Raw genomic sequence first — 15,936 nt, 5'->3', positions numbered from 1 at the left:
CCGAAGGACCGGACAGCCGAGGACCGGACACCCGAGGACCGGACGCCCCGGAATCGGATTGCAAGGCGGCCACCCGGCAGGGATAGTCGGGCGGTGACCTCAGCCTCCGACTCCCCCGGCTCCCCGGGTGCCCCCGGCACCGCCTCCCGCCTGCGCAGACCTGCCTGGGCGGGCCGCAACTACAGCCTCCTGACCGCGGCGACGATCGTCACGAGCCTGGGTGCCAACGGCTCCCTGATCGCCGCCGCGTTCGCGGTGCTGGACGCGGGCGGCGACGCCGGGGACGTCGGGCTGGTGGCCGCCGCCCGTACCTTCCCGCTGGTGCTGTTCCTGCTCGTCGGCGGCGCCGTGGCGGACCGTTTCCCCCGCCACCGCGTGATGGTCGCGGCGAACGCCCTCAACTTCCTCTCCCAGGGCGCCTTCGCCGTCCTCGTGCTCACCGGCGACCCCCGCCTGTGGCAGATGATGCTGCTCACCGCGCTGGGCGGCACCGGCCAGGCGTTCTTCAGCCCGGCGGCGGAGGGCATGCTGCTCTCCTCGGTGAGCGGCGAACAGGCGGGCCGCGCGTTCGCCGTGTTCCGGATGGCGATGCAGAGCGCCGCCCTCGGAGGCGCGGCCCTGGGCGGCGCGCTGGTGGCGGCGGTGGGCCCCGGCTGGGTACTGGCGGTGGACTCGGCGGCGTTCGCGGTGGCCGGTGCGCTGCGGTCCTTCCTCGACGTCGGCCATATCCCGCCGCGCGCACCGGGCGGGGGGATGCTGGCGGATCTCCGAGAGGGCTGGCGGGAGTTCACGGGCCGCCCCTGGCTCTGGGGCATCGTCGTCCAGTTCTCGATCGCGAACGCGGTGGTGGGCGCCGCCGACGCGGTCTACGGCCCGCTGGTCGCCCGCGACAGCCTGGGCGGACCGGGGCCCTGGGGCCTGGCGCTGGCCACGTTCGGCGCGGGTACGGTGGCCGGCGCCCTGCTGATGACCCGCTGGAAACCCCGTCGGCTCCTGTTCGTCGGCACCCTGTGCGTCTTCCCGCTGGCGCTCCCCTCCGCGGCGCTCGCGGTCCCCACCTCCGTGGAAGTCCTCTGCGCGGTGATGTTCGTGGCGGGCACGACGGTCGAGGTCTTCGGCGTCTCCTGGATGACCGCGCTGCACCAGGAGATCCCCGAGGAGAAGCTCTCGCGGGTCTCGGCCTACGACTGGTTCGGCTCCGTCTCCCTGCTGCCCCTGGCCACGGCGCTGGCGGGCCCCGCCGAGCAGGGCTTCGGCCGGGGCCCGGCGCTGTGGGGCTGCGCGGGCCTGGTCGTCGCCGTCACGGCCGCGGTGCTGCTCGTCCCGGACGTACGCAACCTCACCCGCCGCACGGTCCCGGTCACCGCCAGCCCGTCGGCCGTCTCAGCCGATCCCGAACGTTCCGCCGGGGGGCTCGGGTGACGGCACGGCGTCCGCGTCCCCGACCGGCCGGGCCGCGCCGACGAACTCCCGCAACGCGGCCCCGTGTTCGACCCGCGCCGGAAAGGCGTCGGCGGCCGTACGACGGGCCAGCGCGCCGGCGTCGACCGGCCGGTGCGAGGCGATGAGCACCGCGTTGCCGAACCGCCGCCCGCGCAGCACACCGGGCTCGGCGATCAGCGCCAGTTCCTCGAAGACGGTGGCGAACGTGGCGAGTTGGGAGCGCAGGAAGCCGAAGGGGGCGGAGTCCGCGAGGTTCGCGAGGTAGACCCCGTCGCCGCGCAGCACCCGCTCGGCCTCCCGCGCGTACCCCAGCGAGGTCAGATGCGCGGGGATCCGGGAGCCGCCGAAGACGTCGGCGACGATCACGTCCGCCGAATCCGCGGGCGCCGCTTCCAGCCAGCTCCGCGCGTCGGCGGCGTGCAGGGCGATCCCGGTGCCGTCCGCCAGCGGCAGATGCTCGGTGACCAGCTCCAGCAGCTCCCGGTCGGCGTCCACGACGTCCTGCCGGGACCCGGGCCGGGTCGCCGCCACGTACCGGGGCAGCGTGCAGGCACCGCCGCCGAGATGCAGCACGTCCAGCGGCACGCCGGTCTCCGCCACGGCGTCCAGTACGTACCCGAGCCGCCGGGCGTACTCGAACTCGAGGTGCGTCGGCTCGTCGAGGTCCACGTACGACTGCGGCGCCCCGTCGACGGTCAGCAACCAGGCCCGCTCCCGATCGACATCGGGCATCAGCTTGGCGGTCCCGTGCCCGGTGACCCGGACGACGGGTATGGATTCGTTCACTTCTCCATTGTGCGGTGCCGATGCCTGCCCGGGGGCGCGGGGAACCGCGCGACCGGCCCCCCACCGGCCCGCGGCCCCCCGCACACCGCGCACCGCAACCTCACTCCACGGAGGTCACGGTCCCCGCCCCCACGGTCCGGCCGCCCTCACGGATGGCGAACCCCAGCCCCGCCTCCAGCGGAACGTCCCGCCCCAGCTCCACGGTCATCTCCACCGTGTCCCCGGGCCGGGCGACCGCCGTCTCGCCGAGGTCGACGTCCCCGACCACATCCGCCGTACGGATGTAGAACTGCGGCCGGTACCCCGTCGAGACGGGGGTCGTGCGACCCCCTTCGCGCCCCGACAGGACGTAGACCCGCGCCGAGAACCGCCGGGCCGGCACCACGCTCCCCGGCGCCGCGACCACGTGCCCCCGCCGCACCGCGTCCCGGGGCACGCCCCGCAGCAGCAGCGCCACGTTGTCCCCGGCCTGCGCCTCGTCCATCGGCTTCCCGAAGGTCTCCAGGCCGGTGACGACCGTCTCGACGTCCGCGCCGAGCACCTCGACCCGGTCCCCGACCCGCACGGTCCCCCGCTCGACCGCACCGGTCACGACGGTCCCGCGCCCGGTGATGGTGAGCACGTTCTCCACCGGCAGCAGGAACGGCGCGTCCAGGTACCGCTCGGGCATCGGCACGTACGTGTCCACCGCGTCGAGCAGTGCCTCGATGGACGCGGTCCACCGCGGGTCGCCCTCCAGCGCCTTCAGCCCGGAGACCCGTACGACGGGTACGGAGTCGCCGCCGTAGCCGTGCGCGGTGAGCAGCTCGCGGACCTCCAGTTCGACGAGCTCGACCAGTTCCTCGTCGGCCGAGTCCGCCTTGTTCAGCGCGACCACCACGTGGTCGACGCCCACCTGCCGGGCGAGCAGCACGTGTTCGGCGGTCTGCGGCATGATCCCGTCGAGCGCGGAGACCACGAGGATCGCGCCGTCCAGCTGCGCGGCCCCGGTGACCATGTTCTTGACGTAGTCGGCATGGCCCGGCATGTCCACATGGGCGTAGTGCCGGGTGTCGGTCTCGTACTCGACGTGCGCGATGTTGATGGTGATGCCGCGGGCGGCCTCCTCGGGGGCCCGGTCGATGCGGTCGAACGGCACGAACGTGCCGGTGCCGCGCTCGGCGAGGACCTTGGTGATGGCGGCGGTCAGGGTGGTCTTGCCGTGGTCGACGTGGCCCATCGTGCCGATGTTGAGATGCGGCTTGGTGCGGACGTATGCCGTCTTGGGCATGGCTGTACCTCGAAGCTTGTCCGTAGGAAGAGCGGGGACCCCGAGGAACTGCCCGACCCTCCCCCTGCGGGGTCCGCCGGACTTTCCGGGGAGGGTCAGCTTCGGGCGCCGTCGACAGCGGCCGTGAGAACGGGAACGGCAGCCTTCGGCGCATCCGCGACTGCGGATGCTGCGACGAGGAAGGCGAACCGGAACATGAGACAGATCATGTCCGACGCGTCGCCCCACGTCGAACGGTTTTCCGCGGCTCCGGTTCACCCAAGGGACGGGAACCGTACGGCGATCACACATCCGCATCGGTTAGTGTCACCGAATGCTCGATGCCAACCGCTCTGGCACCGCCACGGCCTCTCCCCGGGCCGCTGCCCAGGAGCTGGCCATCGCCGTGCCCGCTCCGCCGGGCTTCGGTGCCCGCTGCACCCGCGTGCTGCTGTCGCCGTGGTCCCGGCTGTCCCTGCTCGTCGCGCTGCTGGCGGCGGCCGGGGCGTCGGTGCTGCTCTTCGAGCCCCAGAAGCTGATGACACAGGGCTGGCCGCCACACGTGGCGGGCACCACCGCGGTGGTGGTCTTCGCCGTGGCGTACGGCCTGATCACGGTGGCGTTCGTGCCACGGCCGATCCTGAACCTCGCGGCCGGTGCGCTGTTCGGCTCGGCCCTGGGCATGGGTGCGGCGATGGCCGGCACGGTGCTCGGGGCGTGGATCTCCTTCGTGCTCGGCCGGATGCTCGGCCAGGAGGCGCTGCGCCCGCTGCTGCGCGGCCGGCTCCTCAAGGCGGCGGACAACCAGTTCAGCAAGCACGGCTTCCGCTCGATGCTGGCGGTACGCCTGTTCCCCGGCGTTCCCTTCTGGGCCGCGAACTACGCGGCCGCCGTCTCGCGCATGCGCTGCACGCCGTTCCTGGTCGCGACCGCCCTGGGCTCGATCCCGAACGTCGCCGCCTACGTCGTCGCAGGCGCCCGCGCCTCGACCCCGACCTCACCGGTCTTCCTGATCTCGGTGGCGGCGATCGTCGTCCCGGCGGTGGCGGGAGCAGTGGTGGCCTGGCGCAAGCGCCACCACCTACGCCCCAAGCGATAGCGCCCCGCCCCCCGCGCAACACCCCGTACTGCAGCGCCCCGTAAGGGGCGCGGGGAACTGCGCGACCAGCCCCCACCACGCCGCAGCCGCCCGACGACACCACGCGGCACCCCCTCAGGCGCCCGGCACCCCCCTACCGAACCGCCTCCAGAATCATCGCGTTGGCCAGCCCACCCGCCTCACACATCGTCTGAAGGCCGAAGCGAGCGCCGCGTTCCCGCATCGCGTGCACGAGCGTCGTCGTCAGCCGAGTCCCGCTCGCCCCCAGCGGATGCCCCAGCGCGATGGCCCCGCCGTTCACGTTCACCTTCGCCAGATCCGCCCCGGTCTCCTGCCGCCAGGCCAGCACCACACTGGAGAACGCCTCGTTCACCTCGAACAGGTCGATGTCCCCGATGCCGAGCCCGGCCCGCCGCAGCACCTTCTCCGTCGCCGGGATCACGCCGGTCAGCATGAGCAGTGGGTCGGAGCCGGTGACGGCGAAGTCGCGCAGGCGGGCCAGTGGCCGCAGCCCGAGCCGGGCCGCGGTCTCACCGGAGGTGATCAGCACGGCGGACGCGCCGTCGTTGATCGGGCTCGCGTTGCCCGCGGTCACGTTCCACTCGATCTGCGGGAACCGCTCGGCGAACCCGGGGTCGTAGTAGGCGGGCTTGAGCCCGGCGAGGATCTCGGCGGTGGTGCCGGGCCGTACCGACTCGTCGCGGGCGACCCCGTCCAGCGGCGCGACCTGCGCGTCGAAGAGTCCCGCTGCCCACGCGGCCGCCGCCTTCTGGTGCGAGGAGACCGCGAAGTCGTCCATCTCGGCCCGGCTGATCGACCACTTCGCGGCGATGAGCTCGGCGCTGATGCCCTGCGGGACCAGGCCCTCCGGGTAGCGCGCGGCGACTCCGGGCCCGAAGGGGTCCTTGCCGGCCGGCACGTTGGACCACATCGGCACCCGGCTCATCGACTCGACACCGCAGGCGATCACGATGTCGTAGGCACCGGACATGACGCCCTGCGCGGCGAAGTGCACGGCCTGCTGGGAGGAGCCGCACTGGCGGTCCACGGTGGTCGCCGGGACCGTCTCGGGGAAGCCGGCGGACAGCAGGGCGTACCGGGTGGTGTTCATGGCCTGCTCGCCGACCTGGTCGACGGTGCCGCCGATCACGTCGTCGACGAGGGCGGGGTCGATGCCGGAGCGCTCGACGAGGCTGCGCAGGGTGTGGGCGAGGAGTTCGACGGGGTGGACGTGCGCCAGGGACCCGTTCGGCTTGCCCTTGCCGACGGGGGTGCGTACGGCTTCGACGATGACTGCGTCACGCATCTCGGGGACCTCGATTGCCAGTCTCGATTACCGGTGAGTAGGAAATCCGAACCCACCATAACTCCGAGGGTTGGAAAATCCAACCCTCTACTAGACTGGCCCCATGGCCGCCCCCAAGGACCCCCGCCCGTGTTCGATCGCCGACGCCCTGGCGGTCGTCGGCGAGAAGTACTCCCTGCTGGTCCTGCGGGAGGTGAGCCTGGGCAACGGCCGCTTCGACCAGCTGGTGCGCAACATCGGTGCCCCGCGCGACATCCTGGCCACCCGGCTGCGCCGGCTCGTCGACGCGGGGATCCTCACCAAACGCCTCTACAGCGAGCGGCCGCAGCGCTTCGAGTACCTGGCCACGCAGGCGGGCCTCGAACTGCAGCCGGTCCTGTTGACCCTGATGGCCTGGGGCGACCGCCATCTCCACCCGGACGGCGACCGCCCGATGGTCATCGAGCACCGCTGCGGTGAGACGCTCACCCCGGTCGTCACCTGCGCGGCCTGCGGCGACCCGGTGCGCCACGGGGACTCGACGGCCCACCCGCAGACACCGGGCTGGACCGTCAGCGGGCCGGAAGCCGCCTGAGGGGCCGCTTCCCCGCCCTCACCACGGATGCGCCGCCAGGTATCCGGCGATCTCCGCGCGCTCCCAGGCGCCGTCGGCGACGACGACCCGGTAGCGGCGCCGGAGGGTGTCGCCGGGGGCCAGCTCCAGCTCGTCGTGGAAGGCCCACGAGGGAGCGATGCCGGCGAACGGGTCGTTGCGCACGAACCAGTGGGAGGGGTGGCTGCCGCCGGTGCCCAGATGGTCGTTCTCCGGGGCGTGTTCGAAGACGACGGTGGCATGGCCGTCGGCGCCGTCGTGCTCGCCGGACAGGGCCAGCCAGGGGGACTGGGAGCCCATGTGCTCCGGGCCCTCACCCTCCGGGCCGACGATCCGGCCGTCCCGGAAGGCGCGCGGGCCGCGCCAGAACAGGCCGGTGTAGCCCGCCTGTTCACGACCGGCGGTGGTCGGGCTGCCGAACAGCAGCGGCTCGGCACGGCGGTTGGTGATCGCGCTGGTCCACGTCAGCGCCCAGGACCGCGCGCCGGGATCCACGTCGTGGACCTCGATTCGGCGCCGCTCCTCCGCCCACAGCGTCCCGTCGTACGGATGCCAGGTCAGCCGCTCCGCGACCACTACGCGGCCGTCGGCCGAGGACAGCTCGTCGAACCCGGCGTGCCGCATCGAGCCGACGCGCTCCGGGACGGCCACGTAACCCTGCCCGTGGATGTACGAGTTGCCGCCCCACAGGTTCGCGCCCGACAGGTGCGAGGCGGTCAGGGAGATGCCCTTGTGCCAGCGGTGGTCGTTGGGCCGGTAGTCGGTGACGACGTCCCCGGCGAGGGTGCGCACCGGATGGAGGTAGGGCCGCGGCGCCTCCCACGCCCGCTCGGGCCGGTAGACGTACGAGAAGAGCTGCACCCCGGTGACCGGCTCGGTCACGGTGACCCGGTCGCCGTGGGTGTGCGTGATCCGCAGCTCGTCACTCACGCGGACACCTCCGCGCGGACGGTGGTGTCCGTGGGCGCCGCCTTGTCCGGCGCGGTGATCGGCGCCAGGCCGGTGTGCCGGATGCCGCCGACGAGGGCGGCCCAGAGGCGGAGGCCGGCGAAGGGGGCCGTGGAGCGGGGGGAGCGGGGCATGTACGTGATCAGCACTCCTCGGGCGTGTACCGGCGGTGGGCGAACTCCCGCCCGAAGCGCGCCGCACACGCACCCCCAGGTGCGGAGCAAGCGCTTTCTCCTGCAGAAACGTAAGCGGCGGCACCTTGACCGGTCAACACCCCGTGGCCGCCGGTCCGCCTGCCGAACCCCTGTGTCCCCGCTGTCGCCCCGGCCCGCTACGCTGCGGTTGCACGCGCATGATCACGTGCGCCCGACTGTTTCACGCACAGCCGCGTGAGCATCCGTGACCGCGTGTGCCCGCGCCACCGCCAGCCCCCTCCTCACCCCTGGGACGCCGTACCTTCATGTCTTGGTTTGAATCGCTGGTCCTCGGACTCGTCCAGGGGCTGACCGAGTTCCTGCCCGTCTCCTCCAGCGCGCATCTGCGGCTGACCGCGGCCTTCTCCGGCTGGAAGGACCCGGGGGCCGCCTTCACGGCGATCACCCAGATCGGCACGGAGACCGCGGTGCTGATCTATTTCCGCAAGGACATCGGGCGGATCGTCTCGGCCTGGTTCCGCTCGCTGTTCGACAGGACGATGCGGCGCAACCACGACGCCCAGACGGGCTGGCTGGTGATCGTGGGCTCCCTCCCGATCGGTCTGCTGGGCGTGACGCTGAAGGACCAGATCGAGGGCCCGTTCCGCGACCTGCGCATCACCGCGACCATGCTCATCGTCGTCGGCGTCGTCATCGGCATCGCCGACCGGCTCGCCGCCCGCGACGAGACCGGCGGCAGGCACCGCGCCCCCAAGCAGCGCAAGACGCTGGAGAACCTCGGCGTCAAGGACGGCCTGATCTACGGCCTCTGCCAGGCCTGCGCCCTGATCCCCGGCGTCTCCCGCTCCGGCGCCACCATCAGCGGCGGCCTGTTCATGGGCTACAAGCGCGAGGCGGCGGCCCGCTACTCCTTCCTGCTCGCCATCCCGGCGGTGCTGGCCTCCGGCGCCTTCGAGGTCAAGGACTCGGTGGGCGAGGGCCAGGTGGACTGGGGCCCGACCCTGTTCGCGACGGTGATCGCGTTCGCGTCCGGCTACGCGGTGATCGCGTGGTTCATGAAGTGGATCTCCAACAAGAGCTTCATGCCGTTCGTCTGGTACCGCGTCGCCCTCGGCGTCGTCATCATCGCCCTGGTCTCGGCGGACGTACTGAGCCCGCACGCGGCGGAGTCGGCGAGCTAGGAGCGTCGCGGGGAGTGCCGGGAGGGCGGCGCCCTAGCGCCCAATTGCATCACCACGCCATGATCGTCTCCCACGGTTGATGGAGACCTTGGGTTCTGGCCCTGCCGCTTCAGCGGCAGGGCCGGACTCGTCATGTGCCGATGGGTGAGTGGGTCGGCCAGGTGGTCGGGCCGGATGTGTGGGAGACATGTCGGGAAGTGATTCCGGCAAGGAGCGTTCGCATTCCTGGTCGGGCACCGCGGTGCCCTGCTTCCGGCTGAGATGTTCGCGGACATCACCAGGAACTGCTGGTCCCCACCCCCGGCTATGAAGGCAGCGCCAAGGTCACGGGCACCTACGACCATCGCAAGGTCACCGGCAACACGTATGCCGAAATGACCAGCGGAAAGTAGCACCGGACAGTCGACGGCCTCGGCGCCGCCCCCTTGAGGGTGGCCCCGAGGCCGTCGGCGGGTACGGGCTGCGGCAAGCCCTAAGGCAGCGTGATGCCGAGGCGCTCCGCGAGTTCACCGGCGTCGACGCCGAACGTCTCACGGATCCGTACGCCCTCACGGCCGACGTCGAAGACGCCGTGGTCGGTGTAGACGCGGCCGACGCAGCCGAGGCCGGTGAGCGGATAGGTGCAGTGCGGCACGAGCTTCGGCTCACCGGAGCGGGTGAAGAGGCTCATCATCACATAGACGTCCTTGGCGCCGATGGCGAGGTCCATGGCGCCGCCGACGGCGGGGATGTCGTCGGGTTTGCCGGTGTGCCAGTTGGCGAGGTCGCCGTCGAAGGCGACCTGGTAGGCGCCGAGGACGCAGACGTCGAGGTGGCCGCCACGCATCATGGCGAAGGAGTCGGCGTGGTGGAAGTACGCCGCGCCCGGCAGCTCGGTCACCGGAACCTTGCCGGCGTTGGTCAGGTCGGGGTCAACCGCGTCGCCCTCGGCCTTCGGCCCCATGTTGAGCATCCCGTTCTCGGTGTGCAGCACCACCCCAGAGCCGTCCGGCAGATGATCGGCGATCTTCGTGGGCTGCCCGATACCGAGATTGACGAAAGCGCCGGCCGGGATGTCGCGTGCGATGACGGCGGCCAGTTCGTCCATGGAGAGACGACGATCGGTCGGCGTGGTGGTCATCGTGCCCCCTGCACGGTGTAATGACGGGCCGCCACCTGGACAACCCGGTCGACGTAGATGGACGGGGTAACGACGGCCTCTGGGTCGAGCATCCCGGGCGCGACGACCTCGTCGACCTGGACGATGGTTGTCGTCGCGGCCGTGGCCATCACGGGTCCGAAGTTGCGCGCCGTCTTGCGGTAGACGAGGTTGCCCATCGCATCCGCGACGTGCGCGCCGATCAGCGCGTAGTCGCCCTTGATCGGGTACTCCAGCAGGTACGTGCGGCCGTCGATCTCCCGGACTTCCTTGCCCTCGGCCAGCGGTGTGCCGACCGCGGTCGGGCAGTAGAAGGCGCCGATGCCGGCACCGGCCGCGCGCATCCGCTCCGCGAGGTTGCCCTGCGGCACGACCTCCAGCTCGATCCTCCCCGCTCGGTAGAGGTCGTCGAAGACCCAGGAGTCGGCCTGGCGCGGAAAGGAGCACAGCACCTTGCGCACCCGGCCCGCGGCGAGCAGCGCGGCCAGGCCGACGTCGCCGTTGCCGGCGTTGTTGGACACGATGGTGAGGTCCTTCGCGCCTTGGCGGATGAGCGCGTCGATCAGGTCGAACGGCATCCCGGCCAGCCCGAACCCGCCGACCAGGACGGTGGACCCGTCCTCGATCCCGGCGACCGCGGCATCGGCGTTCTCGACGATCTCCGCCCGGCTCACTGGGCCGCCTCCGTGGCTGCGCAGTTCTCCAGGACGACGGCCAGGCCCTGACCGACGCCGATGCAGATCGCGGCGACGCCGTAGCGCTGCCGCGTCTCCCGCAGGACCTTGGCCAGTGTGGCGAGGATGCGGCCGCCCGAGGCGCCGAGCGGGTGGCCGATCGCGATGGCGCCGCCCTTCTGGTTGACGATGGCGGGGTCGATCTTCCATGCGTCGAGGCAGGCGAGCGACTGCACGGCGTAGGCCTCGTTGAGCTCGACGGCGCCCACCTGGTCCCAGCCGATCCCGGCCCGGGCCAGCGCACGGTTCGCCGCCTCGACCGGGGCGTAGCCGAAGGCCTGCGGCTCCAGGGCCATCACGCCGCGGCCGGCGATACGGGCGACCGGATCGGCTCCGATCGCGGCAGCCGCCTTCTCGCTGCCCAACAGCACTGCTGCCGCACCGTCGTTGAGCGGACTGGCGTTGCCCGCCGTGATGGTGCCGCCCTGCTCCGGGGTGCGGAAGGCCGGCTTGAGCCCCGCCAGCACCTCCGGTGTGGAGCCGGGCCGTATGCCCTCGTCGCGGGTGAGGTCGACGCCTTCCACCGGAGCCACCAGGTCGTCGTAGAAGCCCGACTCCCAGGCCGCGTGGGCGAGTTGGTGGGAGCGGGCGGCGAACTCGTCCTGCCGTTCTCGGGAGATCCCGAAGCGTTCCCGGAGCTGCTCGTTGGCCTCGCCGAGGCTGACCGTCCACTCCTTCGGCATCCGCGGGTTGACCAGCCGCCAGCCGAGCGTGGTCGACACCGCGGTGACGTCGCCGACCGGGAACGGCTTCGCCTGCTTGGGCAGCACCCAGGGTGCGCGCGTCATCGACTCCACACCCCCGGTCAGCACGACCTCGGCGTCCCCGGACTCGATCGCCCGACTGGCGATCATCGCCGCGTCGAGGCTCGATCCGCACAGCCGGTTGACCGTGGTACCGGGCACGCTCACCGGAAGGCCCGCGAGCAGCGCCGCCATACGGCCGACGTCGCGGTTCTCCTCCCCCGCGCCGTTGGCGTTGCCCCACACCACGTCGCCGATCGCGGCAGGGTCGAGAGCAGGCACACGGGCGAGCGTCGAGGTGATCGCGGCGGCGGCCAGGTCGTCGGGGCGGACGCCGGACAGCGCGCCGTTGAAGCGGCCGAACGGCGTCCGGGTCGCGGCATAGAGGAAAGCGCTCATGGCAGCGACGCTAGCTCCGGGGAGCGATATTCTGAAGTACGTATATCTGCGACAATTGATATGGACGACATATGGATCTGCGGCACCTGCGGTACTTCGTGGCGGTGGCCGAGGAGTGCCACTTCGGTCGCGCCGCCGAGCGACTGCACATGGCCCAGCCTCCGCTGTCCCAGCAGATCCGCCAGCTGGAGACGGAGCTCGGCGTCGAGCTGCTGCACCGCACCACGCGGCGCGTCGACCTCACCGAGGCGGGCCGGGCCTACCTCGAGCGGGCGCGCGCGATCCTCGCCGACGTCGGCGAGGCCGCCCAGCATGCACGGCTCGTGGCGGCCGGATCGGTGGGCCATCTCGCGATCGGGTGCGTGGGCTCGGCGACGTACAGCCTCCTGCCCGCGCTCTCGCGCCGGCTCACGGAGGAACTGCCCGGCGTCGACTTCTCCTTCCGCGGCGAGATGCTCGCGCCCGACCAGGTCGAGGCGCTGCGCACCGGAGCGATCGACGTCGGGCTGCTGCGCCCGCCGGCGGCCGACCTCTCCCTCGCCCTGCGCATCCTGCGTCGGGACCGGCTCGTCGTCGCCGTTCCGGTCGGCCACCCCCTCGCCCGCCGGAAGCGGCTGCGGGCCGTGGACCTGGCCGGTGCCGACCTGATCGTGCACTCCGCCGACCGCCGGTCGGTGATGTACGACGTCGTCCTGGGTCTGCTGCGTGACGCCGGCGTCGAGCCGAGCATCCGCCACGAGGTCGGCGAGACCTCGACGCTCATCACGCTCGTGGCGGGGGGCCTCGGCGTCGCGGTCGTACCGGAACCGGTGACGGCACTGGCACTCGATGGCGTCGTCTATCTACCGCTGACCGGGGCCGACGCGCGCGTGGAGCTGGCCGTGGCCCACCGCGCCGACCGCACCGAGCCGCACCTGGTCCGCACCGTGGGGATCATCCAGGCGATGTTCTGAGGCATCCCCCCCGAGCCGGGCACAGCCGGCCGAGCGAGCAGGAGCAAGGCTTACGCGACGATTTCCACGACGGAGTCACGAGCCTGGTGGGCGATCCGTTCGTCCGTGGTGTCGTCCGCCCCGCCCACCCGGCGTCGCCGCCCAGCGAAGCTGCATGCAGACAAGGGCTACGACTTCGATCACCTGAGGAACTGGTTGCGACGACGGCAGATTGTGCCGCACATCGCACGCCGTGGCGTGGAGAGCTCTGACCGCCTTGACCGGCACCGCTGGGTCGTGGAAGGAACGATGTCGTGCCTGAACGGCTGCCGCCGCCCGCACCGCCGCTACGAGCGCAAGGCCGAGCACTTCCTTGCCTTCGCCGGTATCGGCGCCCTCACCTGCTACCGCCGGTTCCGCAAAAGGCGATACCCGCAGGGGTGAACGCTGCACCATGATGATCCGCGTGACCAGAAGACCTGCATTCGAGGCTGCCTCGCGCCTGTGGACGGAACACATGAACGCACCCTTTCCGGCGCGACTGCGCGGCGCGGACCGGGCAGGCTTCGACATGGTGCTGATCGACTCCGATACTGCAGGCTGCGTGGCGACCTGGCTTGAGAACGACGGCTCGCTCGACACGCGAGGACACGACATCCTGTTTCGATGCATCGACCGTCTGGAACAGATCCTGCCTGTGCTCAGCGACGTCGACGATCCCCAGTACTGGCAGCGACTGCACGACCTGGCCCGACTCATCGCTGATATCCCGCCACAGCCCACCAACTGAGACAACCTCCAAGGTCTACCGCTGCTGGGTCCACCACACGAGGCCCGCCACGAGGGCCGAGCCCAGGGCCCGGCACGCGCCGCGGACCAGGCTGAAGAGCGCGGCATGGCCCAGCTCTCGGGCAATGGGCGTGGTCACGGTGACGCGGTCATCATCGCCCTCGTCTCGGCGGACGTACCGAGCCCGCACGCGGCGGAGTCCGCCGGCCCGGCACCAGCGCGCCCGAAGGGACGCGGGGAACTGCGCGGCCGGCCACGCCGACACCGCAGCCGAAAACGTGGCAGCACCTGCGGCTGAGCGCTCAGTCGGGGTCGGCGGCCAGGGTGCCCTGGTGGTAGTAGACGCGCCAGCCCGTGTCCGTGAGTCGCCACAGGGAGCTGCGCCAGGCGCGCCGGCCCTGGTTGTCCGCGAAGTAGGTCAGGTGCACGATGCCCGGGGCCAGGACGGTCCCGGACATCTCGCTCACCTCGACAGGTGACTCGGGGGACACCGATCCGCCGCTGGTCACCGTCAGGATCGACGTCGCGTCCCAGTGGCGGCCGGAGACCCCGACCTCGGTGAACTCCGGATCCAGCAGTTCCAGGACGAGGTCCGGGCGGGCGCGCACCTCGGGGTCGAGGAGCCTGAGCTCCGCGTCGATGGCCGCCTGTACCGCCCGCTGGTCCTCGTCCGTCATACGGCGACCTTATGGACGGGTGGTCGCCGGGCCCAGCGAATATTCCGCCCGGCATCAGCCCAGCTTGAGCAGCAGACCGGTGAGTTCGGCCGGCATGGTGATCATGCAGTCGTGGCCGGTGGGCAGTTCCCACACCTGCTGGTCCGCCGGGACCGGACGCCGGACGATGCCCTCCGGGACGTTCGCCACGCAGTGGATGTGGGTGCGCGGGATCGCGCCCACGGCAGGATCGTCCAGGCGCACCGGCTGCTGCAGGGTGCGCACCGGCTGGTCGGACAGCAGGCCGCGCAGCCACGCCACGTCCGCCGCCTCGGTCACCCCGAACAGGCCGTAGGGCGGCGGCAGTTCGGGCAGTGGCGGGACCCGCCAGCCGTCGTCGGACGCGAGGGCCCTGTCGATCAGCTCCCGGGTCGCGGGCTGGACGTCGGCCGCGGTCTCGCCGTGTTCCGGGACCATCGCGTCGAGGTAGACCAAGTGCCCGATGCGGTCGGGGACTTCGTTGGCGGCGGCCGTGACGACGAGTCCCGCGTAGCTGTGCCCGACGAGGACGACGTCGGTGAGGTCCTCGTCCCTGATCAGCCCGACCACGTCGGCCACGTGGGTGTCGAGGCCGACGTCCGGACCGAGCAGACGGGCCTTGTCGCCGTGACCGGTCAGGGAGGGTGCGTACACCCGGTGCCCGGCCGCCGCCAGCAGGGGGACCACCCGCTGCCAGCACTCCCCGCTGTGCCAGGCGCCGTGCACCAGCAGATACGTCGACATGATCGTGCTCCTCGGTAGGTTCGCCGCTGTCACCGGTCACCCTCGCGGCCCGGCCCCGGACGGGGCAGAGCCCTGCTGTTCCTGGGGGTGACAGGACCAGGCACGAGCGGGGCGGCGGCGTTACGGTGGCGGGATGACCGACGAACCGAACCTGCTGGGCTCGTACGTGCGCGCCCGCCGCGAGCTGGTCACGCCGGAGCAGGTCGGCATCCCCGTGCTGGGGGCTCGGCGGGTACCGGGCCTGCGCCGGGAGGAGGTCGCGATGCTGGCGGGCATCAGCGCCGACTACTACCTGCGCCTGGAACAGGGCCGCGACCGCAATCCCTCCGTGCAGGTCCTGGAGTCGCTCGCGCGCGTGCTGCGGCTCGACGAGGACGCGACGGCGTACTTGCTCCGCCTGGGCGCCGAGCGGCCCCGAAGGCGCCGGCGCCGGGCCCGGAAGGAGACCGTCCCGCCCGGCGTCGCCCAGCTCGTCACCGCACTCCCGCTGCCCGCGCTGGTCGAGGGCCGGTACTTCGACGTCCTCGCCGTCAACGCCCTCGCGACCGCCCTGTCACCGCGTTTCTCGGTCGGCGCCAACCGGCTGCGGGACATCTTCCTCGACCCCGCCGAGCAGGCCCTGCACCCCGGCTGGGAGGAGGCCGGTGCCGGCATGGTCGCCGGGTTCCGGAGCTCCGTCGGGACCGACGCGGACGATCCGCGGGTCATCGAGCTGGTCGGCGAACTCTCCGTCGCCAGCCCGCACTTCAGCCGCCTCTGGGCCCGCCACGACGTGGCGTCCTGCGACGGCGCGGCCAAGGTCGTCGACCACCCCCGGGTCGGCCGGCTGCGGCTGAACCGGGAGCGGCTCGACGTCAGCGGCGCGGCGGGGCAGACCCTCGTCGTCTACCACCCGGACCCGGGGAGCAGCAGTGCCGAGAAGCTCGCCCTGCTCGCCTCGGCGCTGCCGACGGGGTGACGACGGGGTGACGACGGCCGCCGCATCTCGGCCAACCCTGGACTT

18 protein-coding genes and 1 pseudogene are annotated in these 15,936 nt (G+C 71.9%); 8 read left to right on the top strand and 11 right to left on the bottom strand.

What is annotated here, in order from left to right; genetic code table 11:
- Positions 1–93 precede the first annotated feature (93 nt).
- Complete coding sequence (locus ACZ63F_RS00225; RefSeq protein ID WP_469707264.1) at positions 94–1,422, top strand: MFS transporter; 1,329 nt, start codon at positions 94–96, stop codon at positions 1,420–1,422.
- Here the strand turns inward: ACZ63F_RS00225 and ACZ63F_RS00220 are convergent.
- Both ACZ63F_RS00220 and tuf read right to left on the bottom strand, forming a co-directional pair.
- The gene (locus ACZ63F_RS00220) at positions 1,384–2,229 is read right to left on the bottom strand and encodes a spermidine synthase (protein ID WP_469707262.1); all 846 of its coding nucleotides are present in this window, start codon (positions 2,227–2,229) and stop codon (positions 1,384–1,386) included. The genes ACZ63F_RS00225 and ACZ63F_RS00220 overlap by 39 nt on opposite strands.
- A gap of 100 nt (positions 2,230–2,329) precedes the next feature.
- Positions 2,330–3,499: an elongation factor Tu gene (gene tuf / locus ACZ63F_RS00215; RefSeq protein WP_469707261.1), complete on the bottom strand. Its 1,170-nt coding sequence runs from the start codon at positions 3,497–3,499 to the stop codon at positions 2,330–2,332.
- A 313-nt stretch (positions 3,500–3,812) separates the two neighbouring features.
- Here tuf and ACZ63F_RS00210 point away from each other — a divergent pair, with 313 nt between their 5' ends.
- On the top strand, positions 3,813–4,577 hold the full coding sequence (locus ACZ63F_RS00210; RefSeq protein ID WP_469707259.1) for a TVP38/TMEM64 family protein: 765 nt from the start codon (positions 3,813–3,815) through the stop codon (positions 4,575–4,577).
- 133 nt (positions 4,578–4,710) lie between these two features.
- On the opposite strand, the gene ACZ63F_RS00205 is transcribed toward ACZ63F_RS00210, so the two are convergent.
- On the bottom strand, positions 4,711–5,883 hold the full coding sequence (locus ACZ63F_RS00205) for a thiolase family protein (protein ID WP_469707258.1): 1,173 nt from the start codon (positions 5,881–5,883) through the stop codon (positions 4,711–4,713).
- 103 nt (positions 5,884–5,986) lie between these two features.
- Here ACZ63F_RS00205 and ACZ63F_RS00200 point away from each other — a divergent pair, with 103 nt between their 5' ends.
- Positions 5,987–6,457 (top strand): winged helix-turn-helix transcriptional regulator, encoded by a 471-nt coding sequence (locus tag ACZ63F_RS00200; RefSeq protein WP_469707256.1) that lies wholly within the window; start codon positions 5,987–5,989, stop codon positions 6,455–6,457.
- A gap of 18 nt (positions 6,458–6,475) precedes the next feature.
- On the opposite strand, the gene ACZ63F_RS00195 is transcribed toward ACZ63F_RS00200, so the two are convergent.
- On the bottom strand, positions 6,476–7,405 hold the full coding sequence (locus tag ACZ63F_RS00195; protein ID WP_469707255.1) for a DUF6807 domain-containing protein: 930 nt from the start codon (positions 7,403–7,405) through the stop codon (positions 6,476–6,478).
- Positions 7,402–7,557, bottom strand: a complete 156-nt coding sequence (locus ACZ63F_RS00190; RefSeq protein WP_469707254.1) for a hypothetical protein — start codon at positions 7,555–7,557, stop codon at positions 7,402–7,404. Before ACZ63F_RS00190 ends, ACZ63F_RS00195 begins: the two co-directional genes overlap by 4 nt.
- A gap of 326 nt (positions 7,558–7,883) precedes the next feature.
- Here ACZ63F_RS00190 and ACZ63F_RS00185 point away from each other — a divergent pair, with 326 nt between their 5' ends.
- Positions 7,884–8,759, top strand: a complete 876-nt coding sequence (locus ACZ63F_RS00185) for an undecaprenyl-diphosphate phosphatase (RefSeq protein WP_469707253.1) — start codon at positions 7,884–7,886, stop codon at positions 8,757–8,759.
- A gap of 472 nt (positions 8,760–9,231) precedes the next feature.
- Here ACZ63F_RS00185 and ACZ63F_RS00180 read toward each other — a convergent pair whose 3' ends face one another.
- From ACZ63F_RS00180 to ACZ63F_RS00170, 3 genes are read right to left on the bottom strand one after another with little or no spacing between them, the layout of a single operon-like run.
- Complete coding sequence (locus ACZ63F_RS00180) at positions 9,232–9,879, bottom strand: 3-oxoacid CoA-transferase subunit B (RefSeq protein WP_469707252.1); 648 nt, start codon at positions 9,877–9,879, stop codon at positions 9,232–9,234.
- On the bottom strand, positions 9,876–10,571 hold the full coding sequence (locus ACZ63F_RS00175) for a 3-oxoacid CoA-transferase subunit A (protein ID WP_469707250.1): 696 nt from the start codon (positions 10,569–10,571) through the stop codon (positions 9,876–9,878). Before ACZ63F_RS00175 ends, ACZ63F_RS00180 begins: the two co-directional genes overlap by 4 nt.
- On the bottom strand, positions 10,568–11,773 hold the full coding sequence (locus tag ACZ63F_RS00170) for a thiolase family protein (RefSeq protein ID WP_469707249.1): 1,206 nt from the start codon (positions 11,771–11,773) through the stop codon (positions 10,568–10,570). The genes ACZ63F_RS00175 and ACZ63F_RS00170 overlap by 4 nt, the downstream gene beginning before the upstream one ends.
- Positions 11,774–11,844: 71 nt before the next feature.
- Here ACZ63F_RS00170 and ACZ63F_RS00165 point away from each other — a divergent pair, with 71 nt between their 5' ends.
- The 3 genes and pseudogenes from ACZ63F_RS00165 (at position 11,845) to ACZ63F_RS00155 (ending at position 13,495) form a co-directional block, all read left to right on the top strand.
- Positions 11,845–12,726, top strand: a complete 882-nt coding sequence (locus ACZ63F_RS00165; RefSeq protein ID WP_469707247.1) for a LysR substrate-binding domain-containing protein — start codon at positions 11,845–11,847, stop codon at positions 12,724–12,726.
- Between the two features lie 132 nt (positions 12,727–12,858).
- Positions 12,859–13,149: pseudogene (locus ACZ63F_RS00160) on the top strand (transposase); the annotation flags it as partial.
- 22 nt (positions 13,150–13,171) lie between these two features.
- Positions 13,172–13,495: a hypothetical protein gene (locus ACZ63F_RS00155; protein ID WP_469707245.1), complete on the top strand. Its 324-nt coding sequence runs from the start codon at positions 13,172–13,174 to the stop codon at positions 13,493–13,495.
- Between the two features lie 15 nt (positions 13,496–13,510).
- Here ACZ63F_RS00155 and ACZ63F_RS00150 read toward each other — a convergent pair whose 3' ends face one another.
- The 3 genes from ACZ63F_RS00150 to ACZ63F_RS00140 form a co-directional block, all read right to left on the bottom strand.
- A complete protein-coding gene (locus ACZ63F_RS00150) occupies positions 13,511–13,633 on the bottom strand; it encodes a hypothetical protein (protein WP_469707243.1) in 123 nt (40 codons plus the stop codon).
- A 163-nt stretch (positions 13,634–13,796) separates the two neighbouring features.
- A complete protein-coding gene (locus ACZ63F_RS00145; RefSeq protein WP_469707241.1) occupies positions 13,797–14,171 on the bottom strand; it encodes a nuclear transport factor 2 family protein in 375 nt (124 codons plus the stop codon).
- A gap of 54 nt (positions 14,172–14,225) precedes the next feature.
- Positions 14,226–14,933 (bottom strand): alpha/beta fold hydrolase, encoded by a 708-nt coding sequence (locus ACZ63F_RS00140; protein WP_469707240.1) that lies wholly within the window; start codon positions 14,931–14,933, stop codon positions 14,226–14,228.
- Between the two features lie 133 nt (positions 14,934–15,066).
- Between ACZ63F_RS00140 and ACZ63F_RS00135 the strand changes: the two genes are divergently transcribed.
- The gene (locus ACZ63F_RS00135; protein ID WP_469707239.1) at positions 15,067–15,891 is read left to right on the top strand and encodes a helix-turn-helix domain-containing protein; all 825 of its coding nucleotides are present in this window, start codon (positions 15,067–15,069) and stop codon (positions 15,889–15,891) included.
- Positions 15,892–15,936: the final 45 nt, after the last annotated feature.

The sequence above is a fragment of the Streptomyces sp. NPDC104761 genome, assembly GCF_055583445.1.
Note: the sequence above shows the minus strand (reverse complement) of the source record. Positions and strands in the feature narration are given on the sequence as shown.